Source organism: Clostridiales bacterium, from assembly GCA_015243575.1.
Classification (GTDB): Bacteria; Bacillota; Clostridia; order Peptostreptococcales; family Anaerovoracaceae; genus Anoxybacterium; species Anoxybacterium hadale.
Map to the genome: position 1 here is coordinate 2,330,331 of CP042469.1, position 19,694 is coordinate 2,350,024.

Annotated in this window: 18 protein-coding genes; 6 read left to right on the top strand and 12 right to left on the bottom strand. The window is 44.5% G+C overall.

Annotated elements, in window-relative coordinates:
* Positions 1 to 114 precede the first annotated feature (114 nt).
* The gene (locus FRZ06_10275) at positions 115 to 948 is read left to right on the top strand and encodes a prenyltransferase (GenBank protein ID QOX63707.1); all 834 of its coding nucleotides are present in this window, start codon (positions 115 to 117) and stop codon (positions 946 to 948) included.
* Between the two features lie 61 nt (positions 949 to 1,009).
* On the opposite strand, the gene FRZ06_10280 is transcribed toward FRZ06_10275, so the two are convergent.
* On the bottom strand, positions 1,010 to 2,116 hold the full coding sequence (locus FRZ06_10280; GenBank protein ID QOX65899.1) for a helix-turn-helix transcriptional regulator: 1,107 nt from the start codon (positions 2,114 to 2,116) through the stop codon (positions 1,010 to 1,012).
* Between the two features lie 311 nt (positions 2,117 to 2,427).
* Between FRZ06_10280 and FRZ06_10285 the strand changes: the two genes are divergently transcribed.
* Together FRZ06_10285 and FRZ06_10290 are read left to right on the top strand one after the other, a co-directional pair.
* Entirely contained in the window at positions 2,428 to 4,800 is a 2,373-nt protein-coding gene (locus FRZ06_10285; protein QOX63708.1) for an AAA family ATPase, read from the top strand.
* 81 nt (positions 4,801 to 4,881) lie between these two features.
* Positions 4,882 to 5,178 (top strand): acyl carrier protein, encoded by a 297-nt coding sequence (locus tag FRZ06_10290; GenBank protein QOX63709.1) that lies wholly within the window; start codon positions 4,882 to 4,884, stop codon positions 5,176 to 5,178.
* A 79-nt stretch (positions 5,179 to 5,257) separates the two neighbouring features.
* On the opposite strand, the gene FRZ06_10295 is transcribed toward FRZ06_10290, so the two are convergent.
* The 5 genes from FRZ06_10295 to FRZ06_10315 all read right to left on the bottom strand — a co-directional run bounded on the left by FRZ06_10295 (position 5,258) and on the right by FRZ06_10315 (position 8,815).
* On the bottom strand, positions 5,258 to 5,521 hold the full coding sequence (locus tag FRZ06_10295; GenBank protein ID QOX63710.1) for a hypothetical protein: 264 nt from the start codon (positions 5,519 to 5,521) through the stop codon (positions 5,258 to 5,260).
* On the bottom strand, positions 5,518 to 6,798 hold the full coding sequence (locus FRZ06_10300; protein ID QOX65900.1) for a DNA polymerase IV: 1,281 nt from the start codon (positions 6,796 to 6,798) through the stop codon (positions 5,518 to 5,520). Before FRZ06_10300 ends, FRZ06_10295 begins: the two co-directional genes overlap by 4 nt.
* 136 nt (positions 6,799 to 6,934) lie before the next feature.
* Positions 6,935 to 7,330 carry a hypothetical protein gene (locus tag FRZ06_10305; GenBank protein QOX65901.1) on the bottom strand — a complete coding sequence of 132 codons (396 nt, stop codon included), beginning with the start codon at positions 7,328 to 7,330 and terminating at the stop codon, positions 6,935 to 6,937.
* A 357-nt stretch (positions 7,331 to 7,687) separates the two neighbouring features.
* Entirely contained in the window at positions 7,688 to 8,212 is a 525-nt protein-coding gene (locus FRZ06_10310) for a GNAT family N-acetyltransferase (GenBank protein ID QOX63711.1), read from the bottom strand.
* 54 nt (positions 8,213 to 8,266) lie between these two features.
* Positions 8,267 to 8,815, bottom strand: coding sequence for a helix-turn-helix domain-containing protein (locus FRZ06_10315; GenBank protein ID QOX63712.1), 549 nt, complete (start codon positions 8,813 to 8,815; stop codon positions 8,267 to 8,269).
* Between the two features lie 180 nt (positions 8,816 to 8,995).
* Here FRZ06_10315 and FRZ06_10320 point away from each other — a divergent pair, with 180 nt between their 5' ends.
* Positions 8,996 to 9,583, top strand: coding sequence for a lysine transporter LysE (locus FRZ06_10320; GenBank protein ID QOX63713.1), 588 nt, complete (start codon positions 8,996 to 8,998; stop codon positions 9,581 to 9,583).
* Between the two features lie 78 nt (positions 9,584 to 9,661).
* On the opposite strand, the gene FRZ06_10325 is transcribed toward FRZ06_10320, so the two are convergent.
* The 4 genes from FRZ06_10325 to FRZ06_10340 all read right to left on the bottom strand — a co-directional run bounded on the left by FRZ06_10325 (position 9,662) and on the right by FRZ06_10340 (position 13,373).
* The gene (locus tag FRZ06_10325) at positions 9,662 to 10,246 is read right to left on the bottom strand and encodes an isoprenylcysteine carboxylmethyltransferase family protein (protein ID QOX63714.1); all 585 of its coding nucleotides are present in this window, start codon (positions 10,244 to 10,246) and stop codon (positions 9,662 to 9,664) included.
* A 65-nt stretch (positions 10,247 to 10,311) separates the two neighbouring features.
* Entirely contained in the window at positions 10,312 to 11,097 is a 786-nt protein-coding gene (locus FRZ06_10330) for a 4Fe-4S ferredoxin (protein QOX63715.1), read from the bottom strand.
* A gap of 95 nt (positions 11,098 to 11,192) precedes the next feature.
* Complete coding sequence (locus FRZ06_10335; GenBank protein QOX63716.1) at positions 11,193 to 12,122, bottom strand: DUF1848 domain-containing protein; 930 nt, start codon at positions 12,120 to 12,122, stop codon at positions 11,193 to 11,195.
* 204 nt (positions 12,123 to 12,326) lie between these two features.
* Positions 12,327 to 13,373 carry a substrate-binding domain-containing protein gene (locus FRZ06_10340; GenBank protein ID QOX65902.1) on the bottom strand — a complete coding sequence of 349 codons (1,047 nt, stop codon included), beginning with the start codon at positions 13,371 to 13,373 and terminating at the stop codon, positions 12,327 to 12,329.
* A 469-nt stretch (positions 13,374 to 13,842) separates the two neighbouring features.
* Here FRZ06_10340 and FRZ06_10345 point away from each other — a divergent pair, with 469 nt between their 5' ends.
* A complete protein-coding gene (locus FRZ06_10345) occupies positions 13,843 to 15,330 on the top strand; it encodes a fucose isomerase (GenBank protein ID QOX63717.1) in 1,488 nt (495 codons plus the stop codon).
* A 185-nt stretch (positions 15,331 to 15,515) separates the two neighbouring features.
* Here FRZ06_10345 and FRZ06_10350 read toward each other — a convergent pair whose 3' ends face one another.
* Positions 15,516 to 16,778, bottom strand: coding sequence for a Zn-dependent hydrolase (locus tag FRZ06_10350; GenBank protein ID QOX63718.1), 1,263 nt, complete (start codon positions 16,776 to 16,778; stop codon positions 15,516 to 15,518).
* 442 nt (positions 16,779 to 17,220) lie between these two features.
* Here FRZ06_10350 and FRZ06_10355 point away from each other — a divergent pair, with 442 nt between their 5' ends.
* Positions 17,221 to 18,813 (top strand): peptide chain release factor 3, encoded by a 1,593-nt coding sequence (locus FRZ06_10355; GenBank protein ID QOX63719.1) that lies wholly within the window; start codon positions 17,221 to 17,223, stop codon positions 18,811 to 18,813.
* A gap of 132 nt (positions 18,814 to 18,945) precedes the next feature.
* On the opposite strand, the gene FRZ06_10360 is transcribed toward FRZ06_10355, so the two are convergent.
* Positions 18,946 to 19,668: a helix-turn-helix transcriptional regulator gene (locus tag FRZ06_10360; GenBank protein ID QOX63720.1), complete on the bottom strand. Its 723-nt coding sequence runs from the start codon at positions 19,666 to 19,668 to the stop codon at positions 18,946 to 18,948.
* Positions 19,669 to 19,694: the final 26 nt, after the last annotated feature.

Consider the following 19,694-nt stretch of genomic DNA (forward strand, 5'->3'; position numbering starts at 1 on the left):
TTGTTCAGTATAAATATGACTAGCCGTTGTCTTATTTTGAGATTATACTGATCATATCATCATTTTCATCTTATCAAAATTGAATCGTAGAACTCACGAAATGGAGTGAAAAGAATGGTTGAAACACAATATATTCGGGATCTTGAAGAAATTCTTTCCCATCGATACGATAACGGCGCAGACTATTGGACGACACCGGACAAGCGCCTGATCAAAGGAGCTCCCTTTTCTACCCTTGAGTCGGTCAACTATCTATTGGAACTTGGCTTGGAATCGGATGATCCCTTACTGAAAGCTTGCGCAGACCTGATCTTTGATGCATGGAGAGAAAACGGAAGCTTCAAGTTATACCCCCAGGGAGCTGTTTATCCATGCCATACCGTACATGCAGCAAACGCGCTCTGCCACATGGGGTATGCCTCTGATACCAGACTCGGAAAAATCTTCCTCCATCTTCTAGACACCCAATACGCCGACGGAGGCTGGCGATGCAATAAGTTCAGCTTTGGCCGCGGGCCGGAAACCGAATATTCCAACCCCTTACCGACACTGCTTGCTCTGGATGCATTTCGCTTCAGCAGCTATTTCAATCAAGAGCAGGCCCTTGACCGCGCAGTCGATTTTCTGCTGAACCACTGGACGATCAAAGCACCCATCGGCCCCTGCCACTACGGAATCGGCACACTGTTCATGCAGGTGGAATACCCATTCCGAAGCTACAACCTCTTCTATTACGTTTATGTACTGTCCTTTTATGCCCGGTCGAAATCAGACAGTCGGTTTATAGAAGCCCTTGAAGCATTAGAATCAAAAACAAAAGACGGTCAGATCATCGTTGAACGAATCGTTCCAAAGCTGGCCGGGCTGACCTTTTGTAAAAAGGGCCTGCCCAGCACCTTGGGAACACTTCGCTATCAAGAAATACTAAGAAACATTGGACAGATCTGAATCCGAATGGCTATATTCTAAGAATGTATTTTTATCACTATATTTTATTGTCTGCCACATTCTAGTTTGTTTCCAAGCCCGTTTCCAAAATCGCGATGATATTTTTATACTTCGGCTCCTGCTTTAAGGACTCAAATGCCGGATTCAGCGCAATGCTTTGAATCATGCTCTTCTTGATCAGCTCCTCGCTTCGAACCGCTTCTTTTCCCAGATCAAATTCTTCAAACCAGCCATCAAGCTCATAAAAGAAGGCATCACCGTGCAGGTTGCAAGGAAAGAAGGCCGTGGTGCAAAGCACCGCATACCGCTGGAGCATGTCTAGTGCCTTTTCCTGATCACCCTTCATGCAGAAGCCCTGTGCCCCGTTCAGATAGATCAATGCCATGGTATTGGGGTGAAGGCGTTCCAGATCAAATATCTCCGCAAGGGAAAGCAGCCGCCGGAGTGTTTCCTCGAACTGTTCATTTTGAAGCTGGAGCAGGCTGCAGCCTGAGGCTGCGAGAACCAGCAAATGCTGATACATGCTGATTTGCAAGACCCGATTTGCTCCAGACAAATTTCCCATCATAAGATAGGCTTGTGCAATTCCTGCCTCATCATTGGCTATTGGCCTGATGGTTTCTCCCAGCAGGTTCACTACCTCCTGCGGCTTGTTCATCATGAGGAAGCAAACTCCCTCAAGAGAGGCGGCTTCCCTAGTCAACCAAAGATCCTCACACTCGGTTTTGATCCTCTCGCAAAGCTCTGCCGCTTCTTCCAGAATTCTTTTCTTTTCCTCTATTTCTTCTGCCAGCATATGATGGTTGCAGAGCAAAACCGCCATCTGCATGAGCAGCGGGAAACATGAATAATACTTTCTGATGATTTTCCGGCATTCTTCTAAGACTCCTGCAAACGGTTTGTTTGCAAAATCTGCTGATAATCTGTGGTACAGTTCTTTGATATCTTCTTTCGTCATTTGCGGCTCATAGCCCATCAGATCGTCGATGGTAATATTGAAATATGCAGCAAGCTGAGGGAGAAAAGTAATGTCAGGATAGCTCTGTCCCGTTTCCCACTTTGAAACAGAAGCCTTCGAAACACCCATATAGGCTGCCAGCTGCTCCTGTGTAATTCCTTTTGCCCTCCTATTATCAGTAATAATTCTTGAAATATTGATTTCCTTCATCATAATCACCTTCTGCAGTCTATTTTGAATAAAACGCTGCAGTTTTTCCTTTCGAGTTTCATTATACTTTCTGTCATACGAAAAACAAATGGACCCAAAGTTAACTAATCATTATAAAAATCAACCCTCAGGCAACTCCCAGGGTACAAAAATGGGGTTTTCTTTTATAGAAACCCCCTTAGTTTTTCTTGCTTCGTTTTATTTCATTTTAATTATATCACATTTCTGCGGAAATAATAAGTCTTGTTTCCAAAGACCAATCGTGTTACTTTGATAGGTACCGTTGGTTATGTCAGCAAAGGAGGTATCCTATGGAACACTATGAAATGGAATTTGACTTCGAAGCAAAACATTTAAACCATATTATCTCAATCGCAGAAAAACAGTTAGCAGACGTTCGTCACAGCAGCAGCAAACAGCAATCGGATCTCATAGACGCAAAGCAGGATTTATGGGAAAATTCTAGACTCTCCATGTCAAATCTTTGGTCCAGTGACCGATTTTATGAGTTGGTTGCCTTGAGTCAATACGAAAATGTCGTATCCGGTAAATTGTCAGCACTGGAATTAGCCGCAGGTAAAATAGCTGCTTTGGAACGGATGATAGAGTCACCTTATTTTGCCCGAATCGATTTTCAATTTGAAGATGAGGATGAAGCAGAGCAAATTTATATCGGACGTTCTTCTCTCATTGATGAAAAAGAGGTTGAAATCCAGGTCTATGACTGGCGCTCTCCCCTTGCCAGCGTTTTCTACCGCTTTGGGGTTGGAAATGCATTCTACGATGCGCCGAATGGTAGAATTTCAGGAAAGGTCAGCCTGAAACGTCAATTTGAGATTCATCATGGGCAACTCGAATATTTTTTTGATGCCGATGTACAGATCATGGACGAATTTCTAAGAAAGCTTCTATCCCAGAATGCCTCTTCCAAGATGAAAGCCATTGTTGAAACTATACAGAAAGATCAGGATATCGTCATTCGAGATCTTGAAAACGACTTGATGATGGTGCAGGGCGTTGCAGGAAGCGGAAAAACCTCCGTAGCGCTTCACCGAGTGGCCTATTTGATGTATCAAGGGCTCTCCTCCAGGCTTTCTGCCCATAATATTATGATTCTCTCACCCAATACACTGTTTGAACGGTATATTTCCAATGTGCTTCCGGAGTTGGGAGAGGATAACGTAATCTCGATCCACTTTGACGACCTACTCAAGCTGATCTTGCCCACTGCACGGATTCAAACAAAGAATCAGCTTTTAGAGACCCTCCTGACCTCAAGAGAGAGCATCAGCATCGAAGAGACCGACCCGACCGCTAAAGCGGGCAGCAACATTGAAGACATCCCCTTGACCGCTAAAGTGGGCAGCAATATTGATTTGAGGAAAAGAAGTCTGACATTTAAGACATCGCTGGAATTCAAAGAAATTCTTGATCGCTTTATCGATGATATTCCGAGGAAATGGATTGGGTTCAGCGATATTGATTATGATGGAAAGTGCATTGCCAGCCGCCACTTGCTTAAGGCAGAAATTCTTGACAGAAAACGGGATATTCCACTTGGACTGCGGCTCAAGCATCTGGAGGAAGCAATCTATCAAAAAGTTCACAAAATACGAAAAGCGCGCATGAAGAAATTAAGAAGCTTTGCTGCGAAATATCCGGAACATGTTTTTGAAACAGAAGAATTTGCAAGGCTGCTTTCCATATCAGAAAGCACCACATTGAGCCGAAACATCGAACAGTTTACCAGGCTGGATGTCCTTTCTCTTTACAAAACCCTCTTTCGTGATCCAAATTATTTTCACTGCCTGGCAAAGGGAATCGCCCTCCCCGATGGCATTGACTCTATTTTAGAGTATACCCGGGAAAATCTGCAAAAAGAGCAGCTGGCTTTCGAAGACGGCCTGCCATTGGCTCTGCTGCAGCTGAAATTAAACGGATTTCGGTATGGAAAATCAATCAAACAGGTAGTCATCGACGAGGCACAGGATTATTACCCGCTTCACTTTATGCTGTTAAAGCTTTTATTTCCCAATGCAAGGTACACGATTTTGGGTGATATCTACCAGACGATCGAAAAGCCCGAGGAATTGGCCTTCTTTGACAGCATCAGCAAAATTTTAGATAAGAAAAAATCCGCTTTGGTGACCATGAATAAAAGTTTCCGCTGTACCAGTGAAATTCTGAGTTTCAGCAAAAGATTTCTCCGGCAAAGCTCCGAAATGGAAAGCTTTAGCCGAAGCGGCGAAGCGCCGGGGATTTATGGAGCACAAAATCAGGAAGCCCTTGACGAACTGATCCGGGAAGAAATCAGATTGTGCCAGGATCGGCAATATCAGTCAATCGGGCTGCTCTGCAAGACAGAAGCAGATGCACGTTTGCTTTATCAACGTTTAAAGCATTTACCCGAGCGTCAGGAGCAATCACCTGAGCGACCCCAGCAAGGATTGCAGTCAGAGGTTCGCTTTATTGGCACCGATACCATTACGGACATCAGAGGAGTTTTTGTTCTTCCCCTGTATATGGCAAAGGGCCTGGAGTTTGATGCGGTCCTGCTCTGTGATGTCGATAAGGATCACTATGCCTCAGAAGACGACCGGAAGCTTTTGTACATCGGCTGTACCAGAGCGCTTCACAGACTTAGTCTGTTTTATGCGAAAGAAAAGAGCCTCCTCCTGGATTAATGCTGCCAGATGAAGGAGTTTCTAATCCAGCATTTCTATAGCCATTTTTTGTTATTGCATCTACAAGTCGGATAGGAGGAGATTTTTTTGACTTTTAAAAAAACAGCCGAAATACTGGCTGATATTTTAGGACTGGACGAGGAAGAAATTACCTCGGACATGGAATTGACCCCGGAGTTTGAAATTGAAAAGCTCCACGTCGCAAAGTTCATCATTGAATGCGAGAAAAAGTTCAAAATTACCATCCATGACGAAAACGTTCATACCTTCCGCACCGTGGGAGATATTGCAAAGTATATCGAAAGCAGGCTTTCAGAAGAAGAAGGCAACAGCAGCGAAAGCTCCGAAGAAGAGCGCATGTGGTGGTATTACGTGTAGCCGTGCTCCGATGGGAGACGCTTGCCCTGTCGCATGGTTTTCAGTAAGCGCCACTTTGTCCCGGAATCCGCTTCCCTCCTCACATCTTATACAGCTCCCATCTGCAATCGCTGACCAGATATTTCAGCTCATAGGCCTTCATCACGCCGTCAATCTCACTCTGGCAACGGTAAACAAAGGCACGGATTCCGGCTGTTTTGATTTCATCTACACTGATCACTTTATCTACATTTACCCTGCGAAGCATTCCTTCCCTGTCACTGTAACGAAATTTTACAGGCCAGGGCTTTTCCTTTGCCTTAAACCACACCGCAGCTTCAATGGGTTCCGCTAAAATTTTCATTGCCTGTAACCTCCCATCATAATAAAATCGCTGTCATTGGTTCCGCCCTGCACTGCGTTGATATTTCCGTTTGCAAAGCTTCCCCTTATAATCGAACGAGTCCCATACTTTTGCCGAATTTGATCCACCGCCCGGTCCAGTGCCTGCAGCTTCTCCGTATCGCCCTTGTCGAACAGTGAAAACTGACGGGCATCATCGGAATAAAAATCCGAAACGTGAACACCCAGCTTTCGGATTGCTTCTCCCTTCCAGCTTTCATCGAAAAGCATGCGGGCATACTCAAAGATTTCTGTTGTCGTATTGATACAGTTTGGGATTTTGAGCTGATGGCTGTACCCCACAAAGCCGTCGGTTTTTACGGAGACAGACACCAGAGACACAAGATATCCAAGCCTGCGAAGGCGCATAGCAACCCGCTCCGTCAAGGCCAGCAGAATCATATGTGCCTCATTGCGGTCTGTCACATCATAACTGATAGTGGTGCTGTTTCCTACCCCCTTTTGAATGATCTCACTATTAAGTGTTACTTCCGTATCATCAATACCGTTGGCAAGAGACCAGACCAGGAGGCCGTGGGATTTCAGCAGTGCCTTCATGTGGTTGGGATCAGCCTTCGCCAAATCTCCGATTGTATTCAAATTAATCTTCTGTAATTTCTGAGCGGTAGCCCTGCCCACCATAAAAAGCTTTCCCACGGGCAGCGGCCACAGTTTCTGCCCCATCTCCTGCGGCCAGAGGGTATGCACCTGATCCGGCTTTTGAAGCTCCGATCCCATCTTTGCAAGAATTTTATTGATAGAAACGCCGATATTGACCGAAAATCCTAGTTCCTGTTTCATTCTTTCTCGGATCGCATGGGCTGCTTTCAGCGGATCGCCGAACCGGTTTTGGGAAGCCGTATAGTCCAGAAAACATTCATCAATGCTGTACCGTTCCACTACAGGCGAATATTCCAGCAAAATCCGATACATCTCGTTGCTGCACAGCATATAAAGATCATAGTTGGGCGGAAAAACTGCAAGGTCTGGATATTTCTGCTTTGCTTCAAAAAGACTTTGCCCTGTGGCAATTCCATATTTTTTTGCAGGGATGGATTTCGCAAGGATGATTCCATGCCGATTCAGCGGATCGCCGGAAATCACCGACGGAATTTCTCTGATGTCAATTGGATAACCTTTTTCCAGCATTGCTGCCGCAGTCCAGCTCAGGTAAGCGCTGTTGGCATCGATATGAAATATGACTCTCACTATTAACCACCTTCTTTTTCGTAAGATCATATTACCAGAACGTATGTTCTTTTTCAACTGAAAAAATGTTCCAAAAATAAAATAAAAAATAGAAGTGTCAATTGAAATGTAACACTTCACATTCGGCAGTCGCGTTTGCTGATCGCATTCTTTTTTTGTATGTGCTTCAGGCAATATCCTGTTTCCTATCGCCTCCAACACAATATATACTTAGAGAAATCTGAAGGATACTAAAAATTAGAAATTCCAAAGTTGCTAGGTACCATTCTCCTAAAATGATTACTTGAAATAATATGCTAATAAAGAATATACCTCCCATGAAAGCAGAGAAAAGCCATGGGCGATTGCTATTTTTCTTAAAACTGAAAAATGCCGCCATAAGATTACCCACGCCAAATACAACGATTGCGATGATACCAGGAACAAACCAACTTTCAAAAGGAACTTTTAGTATCCACTCCCGCGGAAATACAGAAAACACCATTTTGGAACTCACCATCATTATCCCTGCACAAATAGCACCTAGTGCTAAAATCAAATCAAAAATCCCCAACAAATTCATCCTTTTATTCACTTTGGCAATCCCCCTCAATTGTGTTATTTTTTTCAATTATATTCCGCAATTTATCGTTTGTCAATAAATATTTATCGTTATACGATAATCCCAAGAAGAGGTTCATCCACCAAAGGTGGGGTCAATTGGAGGGCATGAAGCCGACCGGAAAGCCTGCATTTACTTCTTTTGCAGCTTTTTTCGGTATGTCTATTGTTTAACTGCCGCCGCCATTCTAACAAATATTATAGAAGTTCAAAATAAAGGGTATATCGCTGAAGACATACAACAGTCTAAAGGTCAACTGGAAGAAGATGAGGCCATAACTACCTTATTTCAGTATCTTCCGGTGAATGGGTCATACTCCTACAGTAGCTTTTCGTACAGTCTGAACGAATCTAGCCCGTAGTTTCCGAGTCCTAGATCAACAGTCGCAATATAATGATACCCACAGCTCTCATATAACCTAATTGCAGGTGTATTTTTTTCATAAACGTCTAATCGAATCGATTTCATGTTATTTTGCACTCCAAAGCTCTCAGTAAAATTCATCAACTTCCTACCAATTCCCATCTTAAAAAAAGCTGGATGTACCACCAAAGTGTGTACGACATAGATATCGTCATATCCCCCATCGAATTGCCACTCGACTCTGTCATAGCCGGTTTCAGGTTTGTGATTTAATATGATTGAACCTGCAATTCGATTGTTGTATCTTAATACAAATAAATTATTAAGTTCAATTCCGTTCTTTGCATCTTCTCTGGTAGGATAGACTCCTTTTATCCATCCCGGATAATTAATACCTGTTGATAGTGCATCATTTAAATCATTATAGAGTTGCTCTATTGCGTCTATATCGTCGTACGTTCCATATTCTATTAAATTCATAACGTATCCTCTCGTCCAACACTTAAAGAATCGATTAAGCCAACTCCACTTCCATCAATTATAATAGATCGTCATATGCAGCGTCACAGGTTGGTCACCGTCATTTCGGTAGCTGTGGGTCGTATCGGACCGGAAATGAATAGAATCTTTATCGCTCAGTTTGAAATCACGCCCGGCTACGTTTATGACAACCTCCCCATCAAAGGCGGTAACAAACTCCTCTGTCCCCATAAGATGCGGCTCGGATTTGATAGAACCACCCGGCTTTATTTCAATAATGTATTGTTCAAACTTTCTTGACTCATCAAAGTGAAACACCGGGTAGTTGATGAATTTCCCCTCATCCTCAACCAAGGGAGATATCTCTTCTTTTTTTACCAGTTCAACATCATTTTTCACATGATCCAGCAGAGAGGTAAAAGAAATTTTTAGTCCGTTTGCAATCTTCCAAACGACTGCAATGGTGGGGTTGACCTCACCCCGCTCGATCTGCCCCAGCATGCTTTTGCTGACGCCTGTGAGCTTTGCCACCTGATCCAAGCTAAGCTTTTTATTTTCCCGAATGGCTTTGAAATTTTCCGCCACAATTAAATTTACGTCCATTTTCCTCCTCACATCCCTAGGTCTCTACAGCCCTGGTTACAGAGTATATTATACCTTATTATTTTACGCATTGACATTATACCGCACAAATCATATAATATAAAGCACAATCGTACATACCACATACTGCACGAATTGTCCGTTATATTATATCATCGTTTTACCAGGGAGGAATACATAATGTTTCATCTTTATCCATTTTTGTCATTTATCTTTGTCACAGCCTATACACCGGGGCCAAACAATCTTTTATCCATGAGCCATGCAGGAAGGCTGGGCTTTCGAAAAAGCTTCCGCTTCAATCTTGGGATTCTTTGCGGCTTTGTCAGCGTCATGATTCTGTGCGCTGTATTCAGTGCAGTGCTGTATGCCCTGATTCCTAAAATCAAACCCATTATGGTGGTGATAGGCTCGGCCTACATGCTGTTTCTTGCCTGGAAGGTCTGGAAAAGCAGTGCAGATACCGAAGCCCAGTCGGCAAGCGGCTGTACGTTTCTGACAGGCTGTCTCCTTCAGTTTATCAATCCCAAAATTTTCATTTACGGAATCACTGCTATGTCAGCCTATATTCTGCCAGTATACCAATCTCCCATCATTCTGCTTGCCTTTGTCTTACTGCTCTCTGCAGTGGGCTTTTCCGCATCGATGTGCTGGGCACTCTTCGGTGCGGCCTTTTCAAAACTATTCAAAGAGCACAGCAAGCCGGTCAATGCGGTTATGGTCATTCTTCTGATCTACTGCGCTGTTTCTCTGCTGCTTCCGCAATAGCCTGAGGAATAGAGCGCACAGGGGCAGTCCGGAGCCCCTCGGGGACGGTTCCAAGATAGCGCCAAGATCAAAGATAGTTCAAAGATAACGCCTGGTTCTTTTGCAGTAGTCCAGATACTCCTGCCCAAAAATTCCGGGCAGCAGCTTCTCCTCCTGGAGAATCTGCAGATGGAGCAGTAAGATAACGAAAGCTGCTCCAAGGATGGCTGCAAGATTAGAAAAGGCAAGAGCTGTTCCCAGGTACATCAGATCAAAGCCTACAAAAGCAGGATTTCTGCTGATGCGGTAGACACCGGCGGTAACAATCCGTGTGTTCTGGTCTTCTTCCACGCCTGCCCGCCAGCTGTCTCTCATTATAATTACGGCAGTTACAAAAAAGCAAACGCCGAGGAATACCGCCGCCGCACCAACAATTCGAATCCAGTCCTGAGGGAAAAGAAGCCCAAGCCTTTCGTCCAGCAGAATCGAGGCATACTGAACAGCGGCCATTCCATAGGTTCCGGCCAGCAAAAGCGCCTCAATGAGAAAGGTGCCACGGGGCTTGTTTCCCCTTGCCAGCCGGGTGCCGTCAATTCCCCGCCTTTTTAGAAGAATCTGTTTTGCAATATAGGTCAGATAAAAAATGCTGATCAGCAGCAGCAGCGATATTTGATACAAATTCATAATAACTTCCAATTCCTTTTCATGCTCTACGACTTTATCTTTTGTTCCTATTTTTCTTATCTATTTCATTTCAGGGTATGCTGCTTTTCCAGCCGTTTCAGATCAGGATGCAGATATCGTCCCTTCTGCTCAGTCCCTTTGCCCATCTGAATGGCCCGAACAGGACATCGGTGGATGCAGGCAAGACACTGGGTGCATGCCTTTCCCCATACAGGTTTTGTCTCAACCTTTATGGTATGAACAGGGCATACTTTTTCGCACAGACCGCAGCTGATGCATTTGTCATCGGCATAAAACTTCTTTGTATCCATCGCAAAGCGATTGAACAAAGGATTGACCACCCTGGTTTTCAATCGAGGGAACCTTCCGGGGATATTTCGGTGAGCGCTTTCTCTCCGGCTGATGATTCCGTTGATTTCCCGCAGAGTTTCTTCCGCTTCTTTCAGCTTTCTTTCTTCCAGATCCTTGGAATCCACGTCGAACCCAACAACATAATTGTTGGGCATCCTCAGTGCAAAGGAACTCTTCAAAACGATCCCCGAAGCCGCGAGATTCTTCGCAAGCATCCTGGTGCTCTGCCCCTCTTCATCTCCGCAGGTACAGAGAGAAAACACATAGGGCTTTCCTGTGACTCGTAGTTTTGAGACAAAGTCCAGAACTATTGCGGGAGGCCCCCAGGCGTAGACCGGAAATACAAAACCCAGAAGTTCTCCGTCCTTTTGCTCATACGAATAGACCTCTTGCTTTCGATCCATCTCTGCAGGGATGGATATCAGCTGCTCCCCCTGAGCCTCTGCAATAGCATTCGCCGCATAGAGGGAATTCCCCGTACCGGTAAAATAAAAAATCATAGTTCCCATCTCCCTTTTTAATTTATTTTAATAGGAAATTATTCATATCCACTGCTACGACCGATTCTCCGCCTCAAAACCATTCAGCAAAGTCCTCATTCATCCAGAAAAGAAGTTTGCCCGATTTTCAGTGAGCCCCCGGTTCTATCTGTTACGATTTCTGAGCCCTTTGGAGCTCCCGTCAGCAGCGGAAGCTCCGATCGATGACCTTCTCTTCTCTTGTGGACCGTTTTCTCACTTGTGGTTGCATAGCAATAAAGACAGCCGTTATCACAGGTATCATAGGCACCGATATCAACGCTTTCAATGCAGCCGCAGGCCGGGCGCTGTCCGATGTCCTTTTTGGCCTCGATGCGGCATCCAATGATCTCTTCAATCTTGCCCTTGTCAATACAGCTTGCGGGCTGGACTCCCAGCGCCTTCAGGTTGATTTCCTCTGAGCAGGCATAAATAGGCAGTTTCAATTCTTTGGCGATATGAGAAAGCATTCCCGCCGTTTCCAGCATCTCGCTCCTGTTTAAAACATCTCCTTTATTCTTCGTATGAGAGTAAGCGTCTACAAAACTGATGATGCATCGCTCTGTATATTCTCGAAGTTCTCCGCACAGCCACCCGAATCGCTCTGCAACCCATTCTGCAGAGAATCTGTCGTTGGTAATGATCGGATCAAACCTCCAGTCAACGCGCTTTGGCCCGATCCTGTCACTGAGTCTCTTAAAGGTGTCGATTACAGCGGTCTTTTCAGGAAGATTCCGCTCCATATCCCTCCCATAGGCAGTAATCGTAAACTGAAAGTAATAGGAATAGCCCAGTTTCTCTACCCCAGGAAGCAGCTCCAGCATAGGTGCGGGGTTCTTCGTCCAGAAGACGATGCAGTCCACCTGTTCCGGGGACAGGGCGACCCTGCCCAGCCGTCCTGGGTTCCTCGGGTTTGGAATCAGGGCATAGCCTTCTCGAAGACGATTGACAAACCACTGGGAATAACAGCATGGAATATCGGTTCTTCTGCTTGCGCTGATGATCATTGCCTGCTCTCTTTTCTTTTTATTCCACTCTGCTGATAATTTCTGCTCACCAAAACAGTTTGGAATTTTATCTCGATCCATACAATTGTAATATGCGTTTTATAATATACGTTGATTCTCCTCTATTGTATCAGCCCCATTGACTATGGGGTTTTTCAGATGCAGGCAAAGCCCTATTCTACCGGCGGCGTGGAGATGCCGATTCTACAACTGTACAGTGTTTGGATTTTCCAGATTATCTTTTACTTTAATGATAATGTCAGTAAAAAACAATTCTGAGGAGGGCTTTATTCCATACGCAAGAAAGTCGAACATCAACTTTACAGGAAGTGCACCCTGCTTCTTCGGATCCTGACAGATCGTCGCTGAAACCACACCGTCAAGAATCATCTTTTTGGTATCGGGGATATCGTCATGGCAAATTACTTTCAGCTTGCCTGTAAGTCCCAGATCGACAATCGCCCTGCAAGCGCCATATACGCCGCCTGCGGTCAGATACAGCGCTGTAATAGTGGGATATTTTGTCAGCAAATTGTGAGTGGCTGTGTAACTTATAAACTCGTCATCATGGTTTTCCACAATATCGACGATATGAACATCCGGGAAAGCATTACCTGTTCGGTCCTGAAATCCTGCAATTCGTTCTGTGTGGCACTGAATGGAATTGAAACCGGTAATGATTCCGACAGAGGAGACCCCGCCGGTGATCATCCCCATTAATGCCCCCGCTGTTTGCCCGCTGACATAGTAATTGCTGCCAACATAGCAGAGTCTTTTGGAATGTATAACATCGCTGTTGGTCGTAATAACCGGAACATTGTTTTCGTACAGCGAATTGATTTTATTGATAATTTCCTTACTGTTGATGGGTGAGATAATCAGCCCCTGCGCTCCTTGCTCTACCATATTGTCGATTGCCTCAAGCTGGCCTTCCACATCTGATCCCAGGCAGGAACTGACACTAACGCTGCATCCGGCGTCTCGCAAGTCTCTTGCTTTGGAATTGATCCCTTCGATAACGTCGTCAAAGAACTTGTTTGAACCGCTGAATAGAATCACGCCGATTTTGAAATTATTCTTCTTGACAGAGAGTGCCTGTGCGTATCGGTTGGGTGCATAATGAAGAGCCTCGACAATACTCCGTACCTTTTGCGCTGTTTCAGCATTGACGTAGCCACGATTATTCAATACACGGTCAACGGTCCCACGGGATACACCGGCTAAATCGGCAATTTGCTTAATTGTTGGTATGATAAACACCCCCTATTTGCTGTAATTGAGCGAATCCATGAAAGGAAAAATCGTAGCGACAAAAAGTTCAAAAAAGTTTACTTCTTCGTACGAACTATAACTGTAATCATATCAGCCAAACGTAGAAAAGTCAATATAGCCGCGAGCGGAAGCAGGGCTCGAGCACTCATTAATTCTGATTAATACTAAAACAAAAAATATTATGCAAAATTTATTTGGAATTTATACAAAAATTCACAGCATAATGTGTATAACAGCCAAACATACATTTTCAGTTTGATAGTTTCAATCCTTTATTGACTTTGCACTAACAGTGAGATATTATATGGGTAACGTGCTCGAGCACATAAATAATTGAAAAAGCATAATCAGGAAGAATTTGTACGAGTTTTAGCACCTGTCAACCCTGATAATTTGCACGGGCTAGTAGCAAGTGACAAATTATTAATTTAGGAAGGAAGGAAGTAATATGATTCAGAATATTCCTACCGTCAAGCTGGGAATTATAGCGGTCAGCCGTGACTGCTTCATTATTTCACTCTCGGAAAAGCGCAGAAAAGCGATCGTAGAAAGCTGTGCCAAGAAAAATATTTCCATTTATGAAGCCGCCTCCACGGTGGAAAATGAAACCGATATGCAAAAGGCAGTTGCCGAAGTAAAAGCAGCGGGCTGCAACGCCCTGGTCGTATTTCTCGGCAATTTCGGCCCGGAGACATCGGAGACTCTGATTGTGAAAAACTTCAGCGGCCCCGTTATGTTTGCGGCAGCGGCTGAAGAACACGGTAATGATCTGATCAACGGCAGAGGCGATGCTTACTGCGGTATGTTGAACTGTTCCTATAACCTGGGACTTCGCAAGCTGAAGGCAGTTATTCCGGACTATCCGGTAGGAACGGCCGATGACATCGCGCAGATGATTTCAGATTTTGTTCCGGTGGCCTGTACTCTCATCGGCCTGCAGTCCCTAAAAATCATTTCGTTTGGTCCTCGCCCGCAGGACTTCTTTGCCTGCAACGCGCCGATTCAACCGCTGTATGACCTTGGAGTGGAAGTGCAGGAGAACTCGGAACTTGACCTGCTGGTTTCCTATCGGGCCCACGTGGGCGACCCCCGTATCTCGAACGTCGTTTCGGACATGGCACAGGAGCTTGGCGTTCAGGGCAACCAATACCCCGACCTGCTGCCCAGAATGGCACAGTTTGAACTGACCCTTCTGGATTGGGCGGAACAGAACAAGGGATCCAGAGAATACGTTGCCTTTGCGAATAAATGCTGGCCGGCTTTTCCGAAAGAATTTGGTTTTGAACCGTGCTATGTCAACAGCCGTCTGGTTTCCAGGGGAATTCCGGTTGCGTGCGAAGTCGATATTTTTGGGGCGCTGAGCGAATACATCGGAATCTGCGCAAGCGGAGATACCGTTACCCTACTGGATATTAACAACAGCGTGCCGCAGGATCTGTTCAACGAGGAAATCAAGGGCAAATACAGCTATACGCTGAAAGATACTTTTATGGGCTTCCACTGTGGCAATACGCCGATCTGTAAACTTGCGAAGGGTGCCGTGAAATATCAGCTCATCCAGAACCGGCTTTTGGAAAACGGAGGGACGCCTGACTTTACCCGCGGCACGCTGGAAGGCGACATCACGGCGGGGCAAATTACCTTCTTCCGCCTACAAGGTACGGCAGACGGAAAACTGCGCTCCTATATTGCACACGGGGAAGTCCTTCCAGTCGCCACACGCTCCTTCGGCGGCATCGGAATCTTTGCCATTCCGGAAATGGGACGTTTTTATCGCCATGTGCTGATCGAGAAGAAGTATCCGCACCATGGCGCAGTTGCTTTCTCGCACATCGGGAAAACGCTGTATACTGTTTTCGACTATCTCGGAATCGAGGATATCGCATTTAATCAGCCAAAAGGAATGCCGTATAAATCCGAAAACCCCTTCGTCTGACAGCGGTAGACTCGGCCGACAGTCCGAATCTGCCATTCCTCTGTCTCCTAATGTTTTCTGCATAAAAAATGTTTAAAAAGTGACAGGTTTTCAAATGCAAAAACGATGGGTAGAATATTTCTACCCATCGAACACTTACTCTTTATTCAACTTGAGCTCTGCAACAACACTTGACAGAGTTTCTTTTATTTCTGATCTGCCTTCAGAAGTGCGTTCAGCATTACGCTTGCGCCCTCTGTACAGGATTCCACAGAAGTGAATTCTGGTTCGCAGTGGCTGTGGCCATCCTTGGAAGGAACGAAGATCATGGTTGTAGGAATCATGTAAGAAGCAAACTGCGCATCATGACCTGCTCCGCTGTTGATGAACTGATTGGAAGCGCCCAGTTCGTCTGCACTTTCCTTTACAAAGCCTACCAGCTCTTTGTCAAAGTAAACGGTGTCACGCTGCCATGCCATTTCCACTTCGCAGCGGCATCTTGCCCATTCTTTTGTTTCCAGGCTCTTTACGATTTCCAGAACCTTTGCTCTTAATTCTGGATCTTCGTGTCTTACGTCGATGGAGAAGTCAACCATATCCGGAATGACAGTGTGCACGTTTGGATGACATAGGATCTCGCCTGTGGTGTAAACCAGTTCCGGTCGTTCCAGCTTGTCGATCTCTTCATGCAGATAGCAAAGGGCCTGAGCTGCTGCAAACAGAGCATCCTGTCTCTTGTGCATTGGAGTAGTTCCCGCATGGTCTGACTGTCCGAAGAATCTGATCCTGTAGTTGAACATTCCCAGTACGCAGGTTACAACACCTACATCCTTGCCCGCATCTTCCAGAATCGGTCCCTGCTCGATGTGAAGTTCAAACATCGCCTCATAGTCATTGGGGTTCAGTCTATTCTTTTCTTCTCCTTTGTAAGGACTTGCACTCAGCGCATCGCCAAAGGTTGTTGTTTTATCTAAAACGCTTTTGGAAGCCAGCATATCGGCTTTTTTAAATTTCTTTCCGATTTCCGGCGGAAGATATTCATTACAGATTACGCCGGAGGACATCATTGCCGGAGGATAAAGGGAGCCTTCCTCGTTTGTCCAAATCATGGCTGTGACGGGATGTCTGTGAGGGATCTTTTCTGCAGCGATGGCTTCCAGAACCTCCATTGCACCGATAACGCCGAGAATACCGTCATAATTTCCGCCGTTTCTTACAGAGTCAGCATGGGAACCCATTACGATTCTCTTCAGCCCCGGTTCAGAACCAGGAAGAGTTGCATACATATTGGCCATATCGTCGGTTTCTATGGTTGCCCCGATGGCTTCCATTCTCTTTACGAAATAGTCTCTTGCCATGTGGGCTTCAGGGGATAGGGAGTATCTGGTGATTCCACCATGACCAGCATCACCAAATTTGCTGAACGTAGTGATCTTGTCATTCATTCTGTCTTTGTCACAGGTAAACATAATTCTCTCACTCCTTAATTATAATTTTGATTTATAGCTATATGATAAATTTAATAAATCAACATCTTATATATGGCCGTTTGCTCCTTTATGTATTCAGTTATGGTACTAGTTTCTTTTTGAGATAAAAAAAGAGATGCGACTCTTTTTCAGTCCTATTCTAAAGTTTATTCCTCTTTAAGCATATATGTCAAGTCTTCCTGCAAAATAAAATTGTTTAAATTTACTCACAAATTGCAGTTAATTGTTTAAGATTTACTGATAGATTGCATTTCAATTATTATTGGAGCGGCTCATTAATTTGACTTTTACAGCTAATACAGATATAATTCCATAGTTAAAGATAATATTTCATCAAATCAAATTATTTGATAAAAATATACAGGAGATCGAGAACGAGTGATTTGACATCTGTGATCGACCAATTAGGAAGGAGCGTACTATTATAACACATTTACAAGAGATCAATCGAAGAAGAACCTTTGCAATCATATCCCACCCCGATGCCGGCAAAACCACACTAACGGAAAAGCTGCTGCTTTACGGAGGCGCAATCCGGCTCGCAGGAACCGTTAAGGGAAGAAAATCCAAAGCTTATGCCGTTTCGGACTGGATGGAAATAGAAAAGCAAAGAGGAATATCCGTTACTTCCAGTGTTATGAATTTTGATTATAACGGTTATCGTATTAATATCCTGGACACCCCGGGTCATCAGGATTTCAGTGAAGACACCTATCGAACGTTAACCGCTGCCGACAGCGCAGTCATGCTGATCGACGGTGCAAAGGGTGTGGAGGAACAAACCAAGAAGCTTTTCCAGGTTTGCAGAATGCGCGGCATTCCGATCTTCACGTTTATCAATAAACTGGATCGTCACTGCAAAAGTCCCTTTGAGCTGATGGAAGAAATAGAAGAAGCCCTCGGCATCCGTTCCTGCCCCATTAACTGGCCCATCGGTTCCGACGGCAATTATAAGGGAGTTTATAACCGCAAGCTGGCTCAAATAGAACTTTTCCATGCGGGCGAAGACGGCCAGAGAATCTTTCCTTCGGAAAACGGAACAGCATCAGACGAACGTTTTAAAGAAATTATCGGTGAGGACCTGTATCTCAAGCTGAACGAAGAAATTGAGCTGCTGGACATTGCCGGAGATGAATTTGATATGGAAAAGGTAATCTCAGGAGAACTTACGCCGATGTTTCTGGGCAGCGCCATGAGCAATTTCGGGGTACAGCCGTTTTTGGATGAGTTTATTCGTCTGGCACCTCATCCCGGAGAAAAATCCACGGATCAAGGCATGATCAAGCCCGATGCCGAAGAATTCTCCGGCTTTGTTTTCAAAATTCAAGCCAATATGAATATGGCCCACAGAGACAGAATCGCATTTATTAAGATCTGTTCGGGAAAATTTGAAAAAGGACTTACAGTAAATCATGTAAGAACCGGAAAAAAGATCAGTTTGTCGCAGCCTCAGCAATTTTTTGCCCAGGAGCGCTCCATGGTAGAGGAAGCATACCCCGGGGATATCATCGGTGTCTTTGATCCGGGAATCTTCAATATTGGCGATACCTTGTGCGAAGGGAAAAAGAGTTTTCGCTTTGAAGGCATTCCGATTTTTCCGGCAGAGCATTTCGCAACAGTCTCTACCAAAAATGCGCTGAAGCGAAAACAGTTTCTCAAAGGGATCAATCAAATCTCTGAGGAAGGGGCAATCCAGGTTTTCAAGCAGCCGAATATAGGCGTTGAAGCATTGACAATCGGCGTTGTAGGCATCATGCAGTTCGAAGTACTGGAATATCGGCTGAAGCACGAATACGGTGTGGACGTCACCATCCAAACGCTTCCTTACCAGCTTGCAAGATGGGTGTCTGTGGAGAAGTTTACACGAGAGATGCTTGGATATACCGATCAAGCAGAGATTGTGGAAGACCGATACGACAGACCGGTAATCCTGTTCCACAACCAATGGGCACTGAATAGAATACGGGAAAAGCATTCAGGGATCACTTTTTATGATATCCCTCCATATGTTTAAAAAACTATATTCCCTTATCGGCCTGAGATCCCTTCTGGACTCAGATTTTTAAGGGTTTCATGTACTGGATAAACGCTGGGCTGCGGCACTAAAACGAAAATTTAGTGCCGCAGCCCCTTTTTACTTGCCATACTAGAGTTCTTGAATCTTAGCGACCTTACTTATCTCAACAGTATTTCCCAAACCTAAGACCAAAAGATTATCTTCAAATGCTCTTATTGTAACGTCCAGATAATTATCGTTTGTAAAATCGAAAAAACCTTTTACAATTCCATCTTTGCAGACTTGCTCAATCATTACATGCTTATCAAGCAAATAGGTTCTATTTGTCTGCAGGAAAGCATGATCCAGCTGCTGATGCTTTTTATCCTTTAGCTCTTCAATATTCGTAATATGATTTTTCCCAAGGGCCCCTACTTTTTGCATGTTTTTATTTTCAATTAAGTAAAAAACAAAATTTGAATCCTGACCGATAATATATGCATCATATACGCCATCGTTCCAACCAGAAAGGTCAATATCGCATTTCCTTCCAATTAAATCAGTTATTGTTTCCCCCATGTAATCACGCTGAGCCTGCGATGTAGTATTTCTTCCAAAAGACTCCATCTGGACCGTTTTTTCATGAAAATCTTCTGTTCCATTGAGACACGGTAGCTTATCATCACTTAATAAATTATCAATGCTTATATCCAACACACGTGCTATTATTTTCAGATTGTTGATGTCAGGCATCCCTATATCGGACTCCCATTTTGCAACGGCTGAGCGAGATACATTTATTTTTTCAGCAAACTGCTCCTGTGATAGATTTGATTTTTTTCGCATCATCTTCAAGTTTTCTCCAAACGTCAAAACAACTGCCTCCTTGTCCTAAATAT

Excerpts from the sequence above, each read along its gene's own strand:
- FRZ06_10350 (QOX63718.1), bottom strand. The coding sequence starts at position 16,778 with ATGTTTACCTGTGACAAAGACAGAATGAATGACAAGATCACTACGTTC.
- FRZ06_10315 (QOX63712.1), bottom strand. The coding sequence starts at position 8,815 with ATGGACGTAAATTTAATTGTGGCGGAAAATTTCAAAGCCATTCGGGAA.
- FRZ06_10335 (QOX63716.1), bottom strand. The coding sequence starts at position 12,122 with ATGATCATCAGCGCAAGCAGAAGAACCGATATTCCATGCTGTTATTCC.
- FRZ06_10330 (QOX63715.1), bottom strand. The coding sequence starts at position 11,097 with ATGATTTTTTATTTTACCGGTACGGGGAATTCCCTCTATGCGGCGAAT.
- FRZ06_10275 (QOX63707.1), top strand. The coding sequence starts at position 115 with ATGGTTGAAACACAATATATTCGGGATCTTGAAGAAATTCTTTCCCAT.
- FRZ06_10310 (QOX63711.1), bottom strand. The coding sequence starts at position 8,212 with ATGAATTTAATAGAATATGGAACGTACGACGATATAGACGCAATAGAG.
- FRZ06_10345 (QOX63717.1), top strand. The coding sequence starts at position 13,843 with ATGATTCAGAATATTCCTACCGTCAAGCTGGGAATTATAGCGGTCAGC.
- FRZ06_10280 (QOX65899.1), bottom strand. The coding sequence starts at position 2,116 with ATGAAGGAAATCAATATTTCAAGAATTATTACTGATAATAGGAGGGCA.
- FRZ06_10320 (QOX63713.1), top strand. The coding sequence starts at position 8,996 with ATGTTTCATCTTTATCCATTTTTGTCATTTATCTTTGTCACAGCCTAT.
- FRZ06_10285 (QOX63708.1), top strand. The coding sequence starts at position 2,428 with ATGGAACACTATGAAATGGAATTTGACTTCGAAGCAAAACATTTAAAC.
- FRZ06_10325 (QOX63714.1), bottom strand. The coding sequence starts at position 10,246 with ATGAATTTGTATCAAATATCGCTGCTGCTGCTGATCAGCATTTTTTAT.
- FRZ06_10305 (QOX65901.1), bottom strand. The coding sequence starts at position 7,330 with ATGAATTTGTTGGGGATTTTTGATTTGATTTTAGCACTAGGTGCTATT.
- FRZ06_10300 (QOX65900.1), bottom strand. The coding sequence starts at position 6,798 with ATGATCTTACGAAAAAGAAGGTGGTTAATAGTGAGAGTCATATTTCAT.
- FRZ06_10295 (QOX63710.1), bottom strand. The coding sequence starts at position 5,521 with ATGAAAATTTTAGCGGAACCCATTGAAGCTGCGGTGTGGTTTAAGGCA.